The sequence below is a fragment of the Streptomyces sp. NPDC005898 genome (assembly GCF_040629635.1).
Taxonomy (GTDB): Bacteria; Actinomycetota; Actinomycetes; order Streptomycetales; family Streptomycetaceae; genus Streptomyces.
Genome location: NZ_JBEXWC010000006.1, coordinates 97,911 through 113,852 on the forward strand (window position 1 = coordinate 97,911; position 15,942 = coordinate 113,852).

At 73.5% G+C, this 15,942-nt stretch carries 12 protein-coding genes; 9 read left to right on the forward strand and 3 right to left on the reverse strand.

From position 1 onward, the window contains the following. Positions 1–99: 99 nt before the first annotated feature. The 4 genes from ABZ385_RS10865 to argF all read left to right on the forward strand — a co-directional run bounded on the left by ABZ385_RS10865 (position 100) and on the right by argF (position 6,609). The gene (locus ABZ385_RS10865) at positions 100–1,605 is read left to right on the forward strand and encodes a 3' terminal RNA ribose 2'-O-methyltransferase Hen1 (protein WP_358910958.1); all 1,506 of its coding nucleotides are present in this window, start codon (positions 100–102) and stop codon (positions 1,603–1,605) included. Beyond that, positions 1,602–4,199: a polynucleotide kinase-phosphatase gene (locus tag ABZ385_RS10870; RefSeq protein WP_358910960.1), complete on the forward strand. Its 2,598-nt coding sequence runs from the start codon at positions 1,602–1,604 to the stop codon at positions 4,197–4,199. Before ABZ385_RS10865 ends, ABZ385_RS10870 begins: the two co-directional genes overlap by 4 nt. 60 nt (positions 4,200–4,259) lie before the next feature. After that, on the forward strand, positions 4,260–5,492 hold the full coding sequence (locus tag ABZ385_RS10875; RefSeq protein WP_358910962.1) for an arginine deiminase: 1,233 nt from the start codon (positions 4,260–4,262) through the stop codon (positions 5,490–5,492). A 118-nt stretch (positions 5,493–5,610) separates the two neighbouring features. Next, positions 5,611–6,609 carry an ornithine carbamoyltransferase gene (argF, locus tag ABZ385_RS10880; protein WP_358580865.1) on the forward strand — a complete coding sequence of 333 codons (999 nt, stop codon included), beginning with the start codon at positions 5,611–5,613 and terminating at the stop codon, positions 6,607–6,609. A gap of 18 nt (positions 6,610–6,627) precedes the next feature. Here argF and ABZ385_RS10885 read toward each other — a convergent pair whose 3' ends face one another. Continuing rightward, complete coding sequence (locus ABZ385_RS10885) at positions 6,628–7,047, reverse strand: ATP-binding protein (protein WP_358910964.1); 420 nt, start codon at positions 7,045–7,047, stop codon at positions 6,628–6,630. Positions 7,048–7,310: 263 nt separating this feature from the next. On the opposite strand from ABZ385_RS10885, the gene ABZ385_RS10890 reads away from it, so the two are divergent. Beyond that, positions 7,311–8,138 carry an enoyl-CoA hydratase family protein gene (locus ABZ385_RS10890; protein WP_358580859.1) on the forward strand — a complete coding sequence of 276 codons (828 nt, stop codon included), beginning with the start codon at positions 7,311–7,313 and terminating at the stop codon, positions 8,136–8,138. Next, positions 8,135–10,426 (forward strand): bifunctional salicylyl-CoA 5-hydroxylase/oxidoreductase, encoded by a 2,292-nt coding sequence (locus tag ABZ385_RS10895; RefSeq protein ID WP_358911142.1) that lies wholly within the window; start codon positions 8,135–8,137, stop codon positions 10,424–10,426. Before ABZ385_RS10890 ends, ABZ385_RS10895 begins: the two co-directional genes overlap by 4 nt. Before the next feature lie 7 nt (positions 10,427–10,433). On the opposite strand, the gene ABZ385_RS10900 is transcribed toward ABZ385_RS10895, so the two are convergent. Both ABZ385_RS10900 and ABZ385_RS10905 read right to left on the reverse strand, forming a co-directional pair. Then, positions 10,434–11,258, reverse strand: a complete 825-nt coding sequence (locus ABZ385_RS10900; RefSeq protein ID WP_358580857.1) for a PaaX family transcriptional regulator C-terminal domain-containing protein — start codon at positions 11,256–11,258, stop codon at positions 10,434–10,436. 4 nt (positions 11,259–11,262) lie between these two features. Continuing rightward, entirely contained in the window at positions 11,263–12,933 is a 1,671-nt protein-coding gene (locus tag ABZ385_RS10905) for an AMP-binding protein (protein WP_358910966.1), read from the reverse strand. Between the two features lie 108 nt (positions 12,934–13,041). On the opposite strand from ABZ385_RS10905, the gene ABZ385_RS10910 reads away from it, so the two are divergent. The 3 genes from ABZ385_RS10910 (at position 13,042) to ABZ385_RS10920 (ending at position 15,900) form a co-directional block, all read left to right on the forward strand. After that, positions 13,042–14,181, forward strand: coding sequence for an acyl-CoA dehydrogenase family protein (locus tag ABZ385_RS10910; RefSeq protein ID WP_358910968.1), 1,140 nt, complete (start codon positions 13,042–13,044; stop codon positions 14,179–14,181). 435 nt (positions 14,182–14,616) lie between these two features. Next, positions 14,617–15,015 (forward strand): RidA family protein, encoded by a 399-nt coding sequence (locus tag ABZ385_RS10915; RefSeq protein ID WP_358911144.1) that lies wholly within the window; start codon positions 14,617–14,619, stop codon positions 15,013–15,015. Between the two features lie 141 nt (positions 15,016–15,156). After that, the gene (locus ABZ385_RS10920) at positions 15,157–15,900 is read left to right on the forward strand and encodes a hypothetical protein (protein ID WP_358910970.1); all 744 of its coding nucleotides are present in this window, start codon (positions 15,157–15,159) and stop codon (positions 15,898–15,900) included. Positions 15,901–15,942 lie beyond the last annotated feature (42 nt).

Below are 15,942 nucleotides of genomic sequence, written 5' to 3' on the forward strand. Positions count from 1 at the left end.
GGCGCGCGGCGCCCGCGCATGTGACGTGCACTGTGACGTGACGTGCGGGGACCCGCGCCCGGTGCCGCCACGGCTCAGACCCCGTTTCGAGGCCGACCCGTGTTCCTGACGATCACCACCACCGGTACCCCCGAACGCCCGGCGACCGACCTCGGGTTCCTGCTGCACAAGCATCCCGACAGCGCCCAGACGTATCCCACCTCCTATGGTCCCGCGCACGTCCTCTATCCCGAGGCGAGCGCGGAGCGCTGCACGGCCGCGCTGCTCCTGGAGGTCGATCCCGTCGCGCTCGTGCGGCGCGGCAAGGGCAAGGGGCGGGGCGGCGCGCCCGACGCGGCACTGGCGCAGTACGTCAACGACCGCCCCTACGCCGCCTCGTCGCTGCTCGCCGTCGCGCTCAGCGCGGTGTTCTCCAGCGCGATGCGCGGCGTGTGCAGGGCGCTGCCCGAGCGGGTGGGACAGCCGCTGCCGCTGCGGATCGAGGTGCCCGCGCTGCCCGCGCGCGGCGGCGCGGAGCTGGTGCGGGCGCTGTTCGAGCCGCTGGGCTGGACGGTGACGGCGACACCCGTCCCGCTGGACGAGCGGTTCCCCGAGTGGGGCACTTCGCGCTACGTCGGCCTCGTGCTCGACGTGCCCGACGGGAAACTGACCCTCGGCGAGGCGCTGCGGCACCTGTACGTGCTGCTGCCCGTCCTGGACGACGCCAAGCACTACTGGGTCTCGGCGGACGAGGTCGACAAGCTGCTGCGGGCCGGCGAGGGCTGGCTCGCCGACCACCCCGAGCAGCAGGTCATCACCATGCGCTACCTCGCGCGCCGCCACTCCCTGACCCGTCAGGCGCAGGAGCGGCTCGAACTGGTCCGGCTCGCCGACGCCGACGACACGGACATCGCGGAGATCGACAACGCCGTGACGGAGGAGTCCGCCGACCCCGGGGCCGACGAGGGCGCGGACGCGTCGGAGGGCAGGCCGGTGCCGCTGGCCGTGCGCCGCCGTGAGGCGATCCTCGCGGCGCTCACCGCGGCCGGTGCGGCGCGCGTGCTCGACCTCGGCTGCGGCCAGGGCCAGTTGGTGCAGGCGCTGCTCAAGGACGCCCGGTTCACGGAGATCGTCGGTGTCGACGTGTCGATGCGCGCGCTGACCCTCGCCTCGCGGCGGCTGAAGCTGGACCGCCTGGGCGAGCGGCAGGCCCAGCGCGTCCAGCTCCTCCAGGGCTCGCTCGCGTACACCGACAGCCGGCTCAAGGGGTACGACGCGGCGGTGCTCTGCGAGGTGATCGAGCACCTCGACGTGGAGCGGCTGCCCGCCCTGGAATACGCCGTGTTCGGCTCGGCCAGACCCCGCACGGTCCTGGTGACGACGCCGAACGTCGAGTACAACGTCCGCTGGGAGACCCTCGCGGCCGGCCACCGGCGCCACGGCGACCACCGCTTCGAGTGGACGCGCGAGGAGTTCCGGATCTGGGCCCGCCAGGTCGCGGAGCGGCACGCGTACACGGTGGAGTTCGTGCCGGTCGGCGACGACGACCCGGAGGTCGGACCGCCCACCCAGATGGCGGTCTTCACACAGGCGGAGAAGAACACGAAGGAGGTGCGGGCGGCATGACCGACAGCCGTGACGACACCGACAGCCGTGACGACACCGTCGACACCGAGGCCGTGACGCCCGGGACGCACCGCCGGCTTCCCGTCACCGACCTCTCCCTCGTCGTGCTCGTCGGCGCCACCGGCTCCGGCAAGTCCACCTTCGCCCACCGGCACTTCAAGGCCACCGAGGTGATCTCCAGCGACTTCTGCCGCGGCCTCGTCGCCGACGACGAGAACGACCAGAGCGCCAGCCGCGACGCCTTCGACGTGCTGCACTACATCGCGGGCAAGCGCCTGGCCGCCGGCCGGCGCACCGTCGTCGACGCCACCAACGTGCAGAGCGAGAGCCGCAAGCAGCTGATCGAACTGGCCAGGCGGTACGACGTGCTCCCCATCGCCATCGTGCTCGACGTGCCCGAGGAGGTCTGCGCCGCGCGTAACGCCGGGCGCCCCGACCGGGCCGGCGTCCACCGCCGCGTCATCCAGCGCCACCAGCGCGAACTGCGCCGCTCTCTGCGGCACTTGGAGCGCGAGGGCTTCCGCAAGGTGCACGTCCTGCGGGGCGTCGCGGAGGTCGAGGGCGCCTCGATCGTCACCGAGAAGCGCTACAACGACCTCTCCCACCTCACCGGCCCCTTCGACATCATCGGGGACGTCCACGGCTGCGCCGCCGAGCTGGAGACGCTGCTGGGCAAGCTCGGCTACGTCGACGGCGCGCACCCCGAAGGGCGTACGGCCGTGTTCGTCGGCGACCTGGTCGACCGCGGCCCGGACACCCCGGGCGTGCTGCGCCGCGTCATGGCGATGGTGGCCGCGGGCACCGCGCTGTGCGTGCCCGGCAACCACGAGAACAAGCTCAACCGCCACCTCAGGGGCCGCGGCGTCCGGCTCACCCACGGGCTCGCGGAGACGGTCGACCAGCTGGGCCGGGAGAGCGAGGAGTTCCGCGTCCGGGTGCGGGAGTTCCTGGACGGTCTCGTCTCGCACTACGTCCTGGACGGCGGCGACCTCGTCGTCTGCCACGCCGGGCTCCCCGAGAAGTACCACGGGCGCACGTCCGGCAGGGTCCGCTCGCACGCCCTGTACGGCGACACCACCGGCGAGACCGACGAGTTCGGGCTGCCGGTGCGCTACCCGTGGGCGGAGGAGTACCGCGGCCGGGCCGCCGTCGTCTACGGCCACACACCCGTGCCCACCGCGACCTGGTTGAACAACACCATCTGCCTGGACACCGGCGCCGTCTTCGGCGGCAAGCTGACCGCGCTGCGCTGGCCGGAGCGCGAGCTCGTCGACGTACCCGCCGAGCGCGTCTGGTACGAGCCCGTCAAGCCGCTGCGCTCCGAGGCGCCGGGCGGCCACGACGGGCGCCCCCTCGACCTGAACGACGTGCACGGCCGCCGCGTCGTGGAGACCCGGCACGCCGGCCGGGTCGCCGTCCGCGAGGAGAACGCGGCGGCGGCCCTGGAGGTCATGAGCCGCTTCGCCGTCGACCCGCGCCTGCTGCCCTACCTGCCGCCGACGATGGCGCCCACCGCCACCTCCCGGCGGGACGGCTACCTGGAGCACCCGGCGGAGGCCTTCGCCTCGTACGCGCGGGAGGGCGTCGCCCGGGTGGTGTGCGAGGAGAAGCACATGGGCTCGCGCGCGGTGGCCCTGGTCTGCCGTGACGCGGACGCGGCCCGGGACCGGTTCGGCGTCGAGGGCGGCCCGACCGGCTCCCTCTACACCCGCACCGGCCGCCCCTTCTTCAACGACGCGTCCGTCACCGAGGAGATACTCGCCCGGCTGCGCGCCGCCGCCGGGGACGCCGGCCTGTGGGAGGAGCTGGAGACGGACTGGCTGCTGCTCGACGCCGAGCTGATGCCGTGGTCCCTGAAGGCGTCCGGTCTGCTGCGCACGCAGTACGCCGCCGTCGGCGCCGCGTCGGCGGCCGTCTTCCCCGGCGCGCTGGCCGCCCTGAGGGCCGCGACGGCGCGTGGCGTGGACGCGGGCGACCTGCTGGCCCGCCAGCGGGAACGCGCCGCCGACGCCGCCGCGTTCACGGACGCCTACCGCCGCTACTGCTGGCCGACCGACGGCCTGGAGGGCGTGCGTCTCGCGCCGTTCCAGATCCTCGCCGTCCAGGGCCGCAGCCTCGCCGCGCTCCCGCACGACGCCCAACTGGCCCTGCTGGACCGCATGGTGGAGCACGACGGGAGCGGGCTGCTCCAGACGACCCGCCGCCTGTACGTCGACACCGGCGACGCGTCGTCCGTCGGGGCGGGCATCGACTGGTGGCTGGAGATGACCGGCCGCGGCGGCGAGGGCATGGTCGTCAAGCCCGTCGGGGCCCTGGTCAGGAACGCCGAGGGGCGGCTGGTGCAGCCCGGCGTCAAGTGCCGGGGCCGGGAGTACCTGCGGATCATCTACGGTCCGGAGTACACGCGCCCGGAGAACCTGGCCAAGCTGCGGGACCGCTCCCTCGGCCACAAGCGCTCGCTGGCCGTGCGGGAGTACGCGCTCGGCCTGGAGGCGCTGGACCGGCTCGCGGAGGGCGAGCCGCTGTGGCGCGTCCACGAGCCGGTGTTCGCGGTCCTCGCCCTGGAGTCGGAGCCGGTCGACCCGAGGCTGTGACCACCACCAGGTGGCGCGTTGTCCGCGCGTGAGCCGTCCGGCCGGGGAAAGATGGACCCCATGGGATTCCATGTCGACTCCGAGGCCGGGCGGCTGCGCCGCGTCATACTGCACCGCCCCGATCTGGAGCTCAAGCGGCTTACTCCGAGCAACAAGGACGCCCTCCTCTTCGACGACGTCCTGTGGGTGCGCAGGGCCCGCCAGGAGCACGACGGGTTCGCGGACGTGCTGCGCGACCGGGGGGTGACGGTCCACCTCTTCGGGGATCTGCTGACCGAGACCCTGGACGTACCCGAGGCCCGCCTGCTCGTCCTGGACCGCGTCTTCGACGAGAAGGAGTACGGCCCGCTGGCCACCGACCACCTGCGGGCCGCGTTCGAGACGATGCCCTCGACGGAGCTGGCCGAGGCGCTGGTGGGCGGCATGACCAAGCGGGAGTTCCTGGAGGCGCACGCCGAGCCGACCTCCGTGCGCTTCCACTGCATGGACCTGGACGACTTCCTGCTCGGCCCGCTGCCCAACCACCTCTTCACCCGCGACACCTCGGCGTGGATCTACGACGGCGTGTCCATCAACGCCATGCGGTGGCCCGCCCGGCAGCGCGAGACCGTGCACTTCGAGGCGATCTACCGCCACCACCCGCTGTTCCGGTCCGAGGACTTCCACGTGTGGTCGCAGGGCCAGGCCGACTACCCCTCGACCATCGAGGGCGGCGACGTCCTGGTCATCGGCAAGGGAGCCGTGCTGATCGGCATGAGCGAGCGCACCACGCCGCAGGCCGTCGAGATGCTCGCCCACAAGCTGTTCGCGGCGGGCTCGGCGCAGACGATCGTGGCGCTCGACATGCCGAAGCGACGTGCGTTCATGCACCTCGACACGGTCATGACCATGGTCGACGGCGACACCTTCACGCAGTACGCGGGGCTCGGCATGCTCCGCTCGTACACCATCGAACCGGGCGCGGGGGACAAGGAGATGAAGGTCACCGACCATCCGCCGGAGAACATGCACCGGGCGATCGCCGCCGCGCTCGGCCTGGACGCGATCCGGGTGCTCACGGCCACCCAGGACGTGCACGCGGCGGAGCGGGAGCAGTGGGACGACGGCTGCAACGTCCTCGCGGTCGAGCCGGGTGTGGTGATCGCCTACGAGAGGAACGCGACGACCAACACGTTCCTGCGCAAGCAGGGCATCGAGGTGATCGAGATCCGCGGGAGCGAGCTGGGGCGCGGCCGGGGCGGTCCCCGCTGCATGAGCTGTCCGATCCAGCGGGACGCGGTGCCGGGGGCCTGACGGGCGGGCGCCCCGGCCCGGCGGATGCCGTTGTCCAAGCCGATCTGCATACTAATGTAAAGGATCGTATATAGTTTCAGCTTCCCGGTTCCCGTCCCCGCGCTCAAGGAGCATCGCCATGGCCACAGACCTCACCGGCCGCCACTTCGTCAAGGAGTCGGACTTCACCGCCGAGGAGTTCCGCGGCCTGGTCGACCTGGCCGCGGAGCTGAAGGCGGCGAAGCGGGCCGGGACCGAGATCCGGCGGCTGACCGGCAAGAACATCGCCCTGATCTTCGAGAAGAACTCCACGAGGACGCGCTGCTCCTTCGAGGTCGCCGCCGCCGACCAGGGCGCCGCGACGACGTACATCGACCCGTCCGGCTCGCACATCGGCAAGAAGGAGTCCATCAAGGACACCGCCCGCGTGCTCGGCCGCATGTTCGACGCCATCGAGTTCCGCGGGGACGCCCAGGAGGCCGTGGAGACCCTCGCCGCGCACGCCGGTGTGCCCGTCTACAACGGCCTCACCGACGAGTGGCACCCCACCCAGATGCTCGCCGACGTCCTCACGATGACGGAGCACACGGCCAAGCCCCTCACCGACGTCGCCTTCGCCTACCTCGGCGACGCCCGTCTCAACATGGGCAACTCCTACCTCGTCACCGGCGCCCTGCTCGGCATGGACGTCCGCATCGTGGCGCCCAAGGCCTACTGGCCGGCCGAGGAGGTCATCGCCCAGGCCCGCGCGCTCGCCGCCGGGAGCGGTGCCAGGATCACGCTCACCGAGGCGGTCGAGGAGGGCGTGCGGGGCGCCGACTTCGTGGCCACCGACGTGTGGGTCTCCATGGGCGAGCCCAAGGAGGTCTGGGACGAGCGCATCACCGCCCTCGCGCCGTACGCGGTGACGATGGACGTGCTGCGCGCCACCGGCAACGCGGACGTGAAGTTCCTGCACTGCCTGCCGGCCTTCCACGACCTCGGCACCCAGGTCGCCCGCGAGATCCACGAGAGCCACGGCCTGACCTCCCTGGAGGTCACCGACGAGGTCTTCGAGTCGGCGCACTCCGTCGTCTTCGACGAGGCCGAGAACCGCCTGCACACCATCAAGGCGGTCCTGGTCGCGACCCTCGCCTGACCGGCCGGCGGCTCCCCGCTAGGGCCGCGTCGGGAGCGTGAACCAGACCGCCTTGCCGGAGGCGGTGGGGCGGTGCCCGCACGACGAGCTGAGGGTGCGGATCAGGAGCAGGCCGCGCCCGTGCTCCTGCCAGGGGTCGGGTGGGCCGGGCGGCTCGGACGCGCTGAGGTTCCCGGGCGGCAGCGGGCTGGAGTCGTGCACCTCGACCTGGCAGCCGGTGGGCAGCAGCTCGATCACCAGCTCTATGGGGCTCTGCCCCACCGTGTGCTCGACGGCGTTGGCGACCAGCTCCGCGGTGAGCAGCTCCGCGGTGTCGGTGTCGGGTGACGCCTCGATGTCGGTGAGGGCGGTGCGGACCAGGGCGCGGGCGACGGGCACGGCTGCCGCGCTGTGCGGCAGCGTGATGCGCCAGGAGGCGGGGGCGGGGGGCTGAGGCAAGAGGGGTCCGTTCAAGGCAGCAGGCGGCGGTCCTGCTTTCAACCGTACAAATCCTAAGCGCTATGTCGACAGAGGCCGCGGTCGGGCACGGCGCGGGACGTCCGGCCCTGCTCCCTCGGCGGACTCCCGCCCCCTGTATCGCGCACTCGTGACGACGGTCACAGATCGGTGATAGCTTCGACAGGAGCCGCACCGCGTGCCCGCACCGGGCGCCGCGCCGCGGCCGGCGAACTCCAGCCCCCAGGCCGAGGAGGCCGCACCTCATGAGTCCCTTCACCGGCTCCGCGACCCGCACCCCCGACTGGCGGCACCTGCGCCTCGCCGTCGACGACGGGGTCGCCACCGTCACCCTCGCCCGCCCCGACAAGCTCAACGCGCTCACCTTCGGCGCCTACGCCGACCTGCGCGACCTCCTCGCCGAGCTGTCCCGCGACAAGTCCGTGCGCGCCCTCGTGCTGGGCGGCGAGGGGCGCGGCTTCTGCTCGGGCGGCGACGTGGAGGAGATCATCGGCGCGACGCTCGCCATGGACACCGCCCAGCTCCTCGACTTCAACCGCATGACCGGCCAGGTCGTCCGGGCCGTCCGGGAGTGCCCCTTCCCGGTGATCGCCGCCGTGCACGGGGTCGCCGCCGGCGCCGGCGCGGTGCTCGCCCTCGCCGCGGACTTCCGCGTCGCGGACCCCAGCGCCCGCTTCTCCTTCCTCTTCACCCGCGTCGGCCTCTCCGGCGGCGACATGGGGGCCGCCTACCTCCTGCCCCGCGTCGTCGGCCTCGGCCACGCCACCCGGCTGCTGATGCTCGGCGACGCGGTGCGCGCCCCCGAGGCCGAACGGATCGGCCTGATCAGCGAGTTGACGGACGAGGGCAAGGCGGCAGAGGCCGCGGCGGCCCTGGCCCGCCGCCTCGCGGACGGCCCGGCCCTCGCGTACGCCCAGACCAAGGCGCTGCTCACCAGCGAACTGGACATGCCGCTCGCCGCCTCCGTGGAGCTGGACGCGGCGACCCAGGCGCTGCTCATGAACGGCGAGGACTACGCGGAGTTCCACGCCTCGTTCACCGAGAAGCGCCCGCCGAAGTGGCGGGGCCGATGAACGCGGGCGCCCACCGCGTGGCCGTCATCGGCGGCGGCCCGGGCGGCCTGTACGCCGCGGCGCTGCTCAAGCGCCTCGACCCGGCCCGCGAGGTCACCGTCTGGGAGCGCAACGCCCCCGACGACACCTTCGGCTTCGGCGTCATCCTCTCCGACGAGACCCTCGGCGGCATCGAACACGCCGACCCGGAGGTCTACGCCGCCCTCCAGGCGGAGTTCGTGCGCTGGGACGACATCGACATCGTGCACCGCGACCGGCGGCACACCTCCGGCGGCCACGGCTTCGCGGCGCTCGGACGGCGCCGCCTCCTCGCCGTCCTGCACGCCCGCTGCCGCGCACTCGGCGTCGAACTCCGCTTCCGCGCCAAGGCGCCGCCCGCCGCCGCCCTCGCGGCCGCGTACGACCTGGTCGTCGCGGCCGACGGCGTGCACAGCCGCACGCGCGAGACGCACGCCGAGGCCTTCGGCCCGAGCGTGACCACCCACCGCTGCCGCTACATCTGGCTGGCCGCCGACTTCGCCTTCGACGCCTTCCGCTTCGAGATCGCCGAGACCGAGCACGGCGTCATGCAGCTGCACGGCTACCCCTACTCCGCGGCCGGCACCGGCGCCTCCACCGTCATCGTCGAGATGCGCGAGGAGGTCTGGGCGGCGGCGGGCTTCGACCGGCTCGACGAGCGCGAGTCCACCGAGCGCTGCGCCAAGATCTTCGCGGCGGCTCTAGGCGGCCGCCCCCTGCGCGGCAACCGCTCCTCCTGGACCAACTTCCGTACGGTCGTCAACTCCCGCTGGTCGCACGGGAACACGGTGCTGCTGGGCGACGCCGCGCACACCGCGCACTTCTCCATCGGCTCCGGCACCAAGCTCGCCGTCGAGGACGCCCTGGCCCTCGCCGCCTGCCTGCGGGAACAGCCCGACATCCCGCGCGCCCTCCAGGCGTACGAGAGCGAGCGCCGCCCCGTCGTCGCCTCCACGCAGCGGGCCGCCCGCGCCAGCCTGGAGTGGTTCGAGCGTCTGACCGACCATCTCGACCAGCCCCCACGGCAGTTCGCGTTCAACCTCCTGACCCGCAGCCGCCGCGTCACCCACGACAACCTCCGGCTGCGCGACGCCGGCTTCACCCGCGCCGTGGAGCGCGAGTTCGGCTGCCCCGAGGGCACACCCCCCATGTTCACGCCCTTCACCCTGCGCGACCTCACCCTGCGCAACCGCGTCGTGGTCTCCCCGATGGACATGTACCGCGCCGTGGACGGCGTCCCCGGCGACTTCCACCTCGTCCACCTGGGCGCCCGGGCCCTGGGGGGCGCGGGCCTGGTCATGACCGAGATGGTCTGCGTCAGCGAGCGCGGCCGCATCACACCGGGCTGCGCCGGGCTCTACACCGCCGAACAGGCCCGGGCCTGGCGCCGCGTGACCGACTTCGCGCACGCCCAGGCGCCCGGCACGGCGATCGGCGTCCAGCTCGGCCACTCGGGCCGCAAAGGTTCCACGAAACGCATGTGGGAAGGCATCGACGACCCGCTGCCCGACGGCAACTGGCCGCTGGACGCCGCCTCCCCGCTGCCGTACAAGCCGGGTGGTCAGACGCCGCGCGAACTGTCCCGGCCGGGTCTGACGCGCATCCGCGAACAGTTCGTCGCGGCGGCCACGCGCGCCGAGGAAGCGGGCTTCGACCTCCTCGAACTGCACTGCGCCCACGGCTACTTGCTCTCCGGGTTCCTCTCGCCCCTCACCAACCGGCGCACGGACGCCTACGGCGGCTCCCTGCCCGGACGGCTGCGCTTCCCCCTCGAAGTCTTCGACGCCGTGCGCGAGGTGTGGCCGGCCGGCAAACCCATGACGGTCCGCGTCTCGGCCACCGACTGGGCCGAGGGCGGCACCACCGCCGAGGACGCCGTGGAGATCGCCCGCGCCTTCGCGGCGCACGGCGCCGACGCGATCGACGTCTCGACGGGCCAGGTCGTCGCGGACGAACGCCCCGACTACGGCCGCTCCTACCAGACGCCCTACGCCGACCGCATCCGCAACGAGACCGGCGTCCCGGTGATCACCGTGGGCGCCATCTCCTCCTGGGACGACGTCAACTCCCTGGTCCTGGCGGGCCGCGCCGACCTCTGCGCCCTCGCCCGCCCCCACCTCTACGACCCCCACTGGACCCTGCACGCGGCGGCCGAGCAGGGGTACGAGGGACCCGGGGTGACCTGGCCCCTGCCCTACCGCGCGGGCAGCCGCAGACCGCAGACGGGCCGCACCGACGCCCCGAAACCCCGCCTGTCGCTCGGCGGTTGACGAGGCATCAGCCGGTGTCGGGCGGTGACACGAACCGCGCCCCCGCCTCCCGGAGCAGCGTGTCCAGCGCCGTGAACACCTCCGCCGACCGGACGCCCGGCCAGTCGCGGGGCAGCAGCGCCGGCGGCAGGCCCGGGTCGGCGTACGGCAGTCGACGCCAGGAGTCGAGCGCGAGGAGGTAGTCGCGGTAGGCCTCCTCGGGCGGCGGGGGAGCGTCGCCGCGGGCCTGCCAGGAGCGCAGCACCGGCTCATGGCGGTCCAGGAACGCCTCGTGCTGCTTGGCCAGGGCCGCGAGGTCCCACCAGCGCGCCACCGCCTCCGCCGTCGCGGCGAAGCCCAGGTGCTCGCCCCGGAACAGGTCGACGTACGGAGCGAGTTGGAGGCGCTCCAGGGTGTGCCGGGTCTCCTCGCGCAGATGCGCCGGAGCGATCCAGACGCCCGGCGCCGCCGTGCCGAAGCCGAGGCCCGCGAGCCGGGAGCGCAGCACGTGCCGCTTGTGCCGCTCGGCCTCGGGCACGGAGAAGACCGCGAGGACCCAGCCGCCCTCCCGCGCCCCGGCCGCCCCGCCGTAGATGCGGCGGTCACCGTCGTCCAGGAGCTGACGGGCCTCCGGGGAGAGCGCGTAGCCCGCGGCGCCCGCCTGCGTGCGCGCCGGAACCAGCAGCCCACGCCGCTTGAGCCGCGACACCGACGAGCGCACCGACGGCGCGTCGACGCCGAGCGGCGCGAGGAGGCGCACCAGCTCGGCCACCGGGACCGGGCCGGGCGCCCCCCGGCCGTAGGCGCCGTAGAAGGTGACGATCAGGGACCGTGGAGTGTGCTGCTCGGACACGTGATCACTCTACGGGCCCCGGAGCGGCCGAGGACTCCGCCGCCCGCCGGGCCGACGGCGCCGCCCGCAGCCGGAACCGCTGCAGCTTGCCCGTCGCCGTCCTCGGCAGGGCGTCCAGGAACACGATCTCGCGCGGGCACTTGTAGGGGACCAGCTCCGTGCGCACGAACTCCCGCAGCTTCTCCGCGTCCCGTGGCGCTCCCTCGCGCGGCACCACGTACGCCACCACGACGTGCCCGCGCAGCTCGTCCGGACGCCCCACCACCGCCGTCTCCGCGACGTCGGGGTGGCGCAGCAGCGCCTCCTCCACCTCGGGGCCCGCGATGTTGTAGCCGGCCGAGATGATCATGTCGTCGGCGCGGGCGACGTAGCGGAAGTAGCCGTCGGCGTCCCGGATGTAGGTGTCCCCGGTGACGTTCCAGCCGTGGCGCACGTACTGGAGCTGGCGTTCGTCGGCGAGGTAGCGGCAGCCGACCGGGCCGCGCACCGCGAGCAGGCCCGGCTCGCCGTCGGGCACCGGCGCCCCGGACTCGTCCACCACGCGCGCGTGCCAGCCCGGAACGGGGCGCCCCGTCGTGCCCGGTCTGATCGCGTCGTCGGCGGCGGAGATGAAGATGTGCAGCAGTTCCGTCGCGCCGATGCCGTTGATGATGCGGTGCCCGGTGCGCTCGTGCCAGGCGCGCCAGGTGGCCGCCGGGAGGTTCTCGCCGGCCGAGACGCAGCGGCGCAGCGAGGAGATGTCGTACCCGTCGAGCTTCTCCAGCATCGTGCGGTAGGCGGTCGGCGCGGTGAACACCACCGTGATGCCGTGGCGCCCGATGGCGGGCAGGAGCTGTCTGGGCGCCGCCTGTTCGAGCAGGACCGAGGAGGCGCCGAAGCGCAACGGGAAGACGACGAGCCCGCCGAGGCCGAAGGTGAAGCCGAGCGGCGGGCTGCCCGCGAACACGTCGTCGGGGACGGGCCGGAGGATGTGCCGCGCGAACGTGTCGGCGATGGCGAGCACGTCGCGGTGGAAGTGCATGCACCCCTTGGGGCGGCCGGTCGTGCCGGACGTGAACGCGATGAGCGCGACGTCGTCGGCGGCCGTGTCCACCGCCGCGTAGGGCCCGGGGCGTCGGGCCGCGCGCGCCAGCAGGTCGTCGGGGCCCGCGCCGCCGTACGTGGTGACGCCCAGGCCCGGCACCCCGGCCTTGACCAGGTCGTCGACCGACCGTACGTCGCACAGCGCGTGCCGCACCCGGGCGATCTCGCACATGACGGCCAGCTCCGGCGCCCGCTGCTGGGCGAGCACCGTGACGGCGACCGCGCCCGCCTTCATCACCGCCAGCCAGCAGGCCGCGAGCCAGGGCGTGGTGGGCCCGCGCAGCAGCACCCGCTCCCCGGGCCGCACACCCAGCTCGGCGCTCAGCACCCGGGCGATCCGGTCGACGTGGCCGAGCAGGTCGCCGTACGTCCAGGTCCCGCCGGACGCGGAGTGGAACGCGGGCCGGGCGGGGCCGAGCCGCTCCACCGTCCGGTCCAGGAGCTCCGTACCGCAGTTGAGCCGGTCCGGGTAGCGCAGCTCGGGGAGGTCGTGGACGAGGGCGGGCCACTGGTCGCGCGGCGGGAGGTGGTCGCGGGCGAAGGTGTCGGTGTGGCCGGACGGTGTCAGCCCCGGTATGCCGGTGGGATCCATGGCGGCTCTGCCCCCTTGCCTGCGGGTCGGGCGCTGTGGTGGGCTCGCCCCACGAGCGTATCGTGATGGTGACGACAGTCAACGGTGCGCGATAAAGGAGGGGCCGGGGTGACGGCATTCTCGCTCAATCCTGAACAAACCGCCTGGTGTGCGGAGCTGCGCGCCCTCGCCGCCGAGCGCCTGCGGCCCCTCGCGGAGCAGGGGCGACCGGGTCACGTGAACCGGCCCCTGGTCGAGGAGCTCGGCGAACTGGGTCTGCTGGTGCGGCTGTTCGAGGACGGCACCGGATCGGGGGCCGGCGCCCTCGACCTCTGCCTGATGCGCGAATCGCTCGCCTACGCCTGCACGGAGGCGGAGACCGCCCTGGCGCTCCAGGGCCTCGGCGCCCACCCCGTCCACGCGCACGGCACGCCCGCGCAGCGGGAGCGCTGGCTGCCGCCCGTCCGCGCCGGGCGCGCCGTCGCCGCCTTCGCGCTCTCCGAGCCGGGCGCGGGCTCGGACGCGGCGGCCCTGTCCCTCGCGGCGGCCCCGGACGGCCCCGCGGGCTGGCGCCTCACCGGCGAGAAGTGCTGGATCTCCAACGCCCCCGAGGCCGACTTCTACACCGTCTTCGCCCGGACCTCCCCGGGCGCGGGCTCCCGGGGCGTCACCGCCTTCCTGGTCCCCGCCGACCGCACGGGCCTGACCGGCGCCCCCCTCGACATGCTCTCCCCGCACCCGATCGGCACGCTCGCCTTCGACGGCGTCCAGGTGGGCCGCAAGGACGTCCTGGGCGAGGTCGACCGCGGCTTCCGCGTCGCGATGACCACCCTGAACAGGTTCCGGCCGAGCGTCGGCGCGTTCGCCGTCGGCATGGCGGCGGCGGCACTGGACGCGAGCCTCGCGCACACCGCCGCCCGGGACGCGTTCGGCGGCAAGCTGAAGGACCTCCAGTCCGTCGCCCACCAGATCGCCGAGATGGCCACACGCACGGAGGCGGCGCGCCTGATGGTGTACGCGGCAGCGGCGGCGTACGACCGGGAAGGGCCGCACGGCCCCGGCATCGCCCGGCGCGCGGCGATGGCGAAGCTGCTCGCCACGGAGAGCGCGCAGTACGTGGTCGACGCCGCTGTCCAACTGCACGGCGCCCGCGCCCTGCACCGCGGCCACCTGCTCGAACACCTCTACCGTGAGGTGCGGGCACCGCGCGTCTACGAGGGGGCGAGCGAGGTCCAGCGCGGGATCATCGCCAAGGAGCTGTACGGATGAGCCCGCCGACGGGCGGGCCGTGCATCCCTCGGCGCCGGGCTGTGCATCGGCCGGTGGGCGGACGGCGAACCCCTCGGTGCCGGGCTGTGCATCCGCCGGCGGGCGGGCCGTGCATCCCTCCGTGCCGGGCCGAGAAATTCCTCGGCGGGCGGACCGCGAATCCCTCGGCGCCGGGCCGTGCATCCGCCGGTGGGCCGGACCGTGCATCCCCCGGTGCCGCACCGCGAACCACTCGGCGGGCGCACCGCGAAGCCCTCGATGCCGGACGCGAATCCCTCGGCGGGCGGACCGTGAGCCCGCGGGCGGCCGGACTGTGAGCCCGCGAGCGGCCGGACCGAGCCGTGGCCGGCCACGCGGGGTCCATCCCGCCCCCGCCGGGGCGCCGTCGTGCCGCACGCCCCCGTCACCGACCCGGAGAACCAGGAGGCCCGCCCCATGACCCTGCGCCGCGTCAACCCGGCCGAACTCTCCCCGCCCACCGGCTTCTCGCACGCCGTCGCCGCGACCGGCTCCCGGCTCGTCTTCCTCGCCGGGCAGACCGCGCTGGACGAGGCGGGCAAGGTCGTCGGAACCACCCTGCCCGAGCAGTTCGAGGTGGCGCTCACCAACCTCCTCACCGCCCTGCGCCACGCCGGCGGCACCCCCGCCGACCTCGCCCGCGTCACCGTCTACGCCACGGACGTCGCCGACTACCGCGCCCACGCCGCCGAACTGGGCCGCCTCTGGCGGCGGTTGGCGGGGCGCGACTACCCCGCGATGGCGGTGCTCGGCGCGGTCCGGCTATGGGACGATCAAGCGTTGGTGGAGCTTGACGGGGTGGCCGTTCTCGACTGAGCGGCCCGAAGGGGCGAGCCGCCGCACCGACGGTCTCTGGACTCCCTACAGACCGTCAAGTCCCCTGCGTCACCGACTGATTCGCGGGTAGGTGGAGTCAGCCGCGGCCGCCAGGGTCCGGTGATGAGGAGGGGTGAGCACGTGCGTGCGAGCAAGGTTACGGGTGTCATCGGAATCGTCGGGCTGTCGGCCGTTCTGCTGACGGGGTGTGGGGACAGTGATGACGGCGCCGACAAGCCGTTCGCCAAGGACAGTGCCGACCAGATCGCGGCCAAGGCGGTGGCGGCCACCAAGAAGGCCGACTCGATGCGCCTGAAGGGCGACATGCGGCAGGCCGGCGGCAAGTCGGTGAGCGTGGACCTCGCGGTGGACCAGGAGAAGAACTGCGAGGGGACCATCGACGCCGAGGGCGCCAAGGCCGAGCTGCGGCACACGAACGCCGCGCTGTACGTGCGCGGCAACGAGCAGTACTGGAAGAACGCGCTGCGGAACCAGGCCGGTTCGGACAAGGTGCTGGACAAGGTCGTCGACAAGTGGGTCAAGACACCCGCCGACGACGCCGCGACGTCCGGCCTGTGCGACAAGCAGGGCCTGATCGCCTCCATGGACGAGGACAAGTCGAGCCGCAAGGGCATGAAGAAGGGCGACACCACGTCCATCGACGGCAAGGAGGCCATCGCGCTGACGAAAAAGGCCTCCGGCGGCGAGACCCACACGATGTACGTGGCCACGGAGGGCAAGCCCTACATCCTGCGCGCCACCGTGAAGGGCGGCGACAAGCCCAACGAGGCGACCTTCACCGACTACAACAAGCCCGTGAGCCCGAAGGCGCCGGCCAAGGGCGAGACGGTCGACCTCAAGGAACTCGCCGCCTCGGGCGGCTGATCCGGGCCACCTGCCCGCCCCGCGCGGCGTTCACCCACGCGG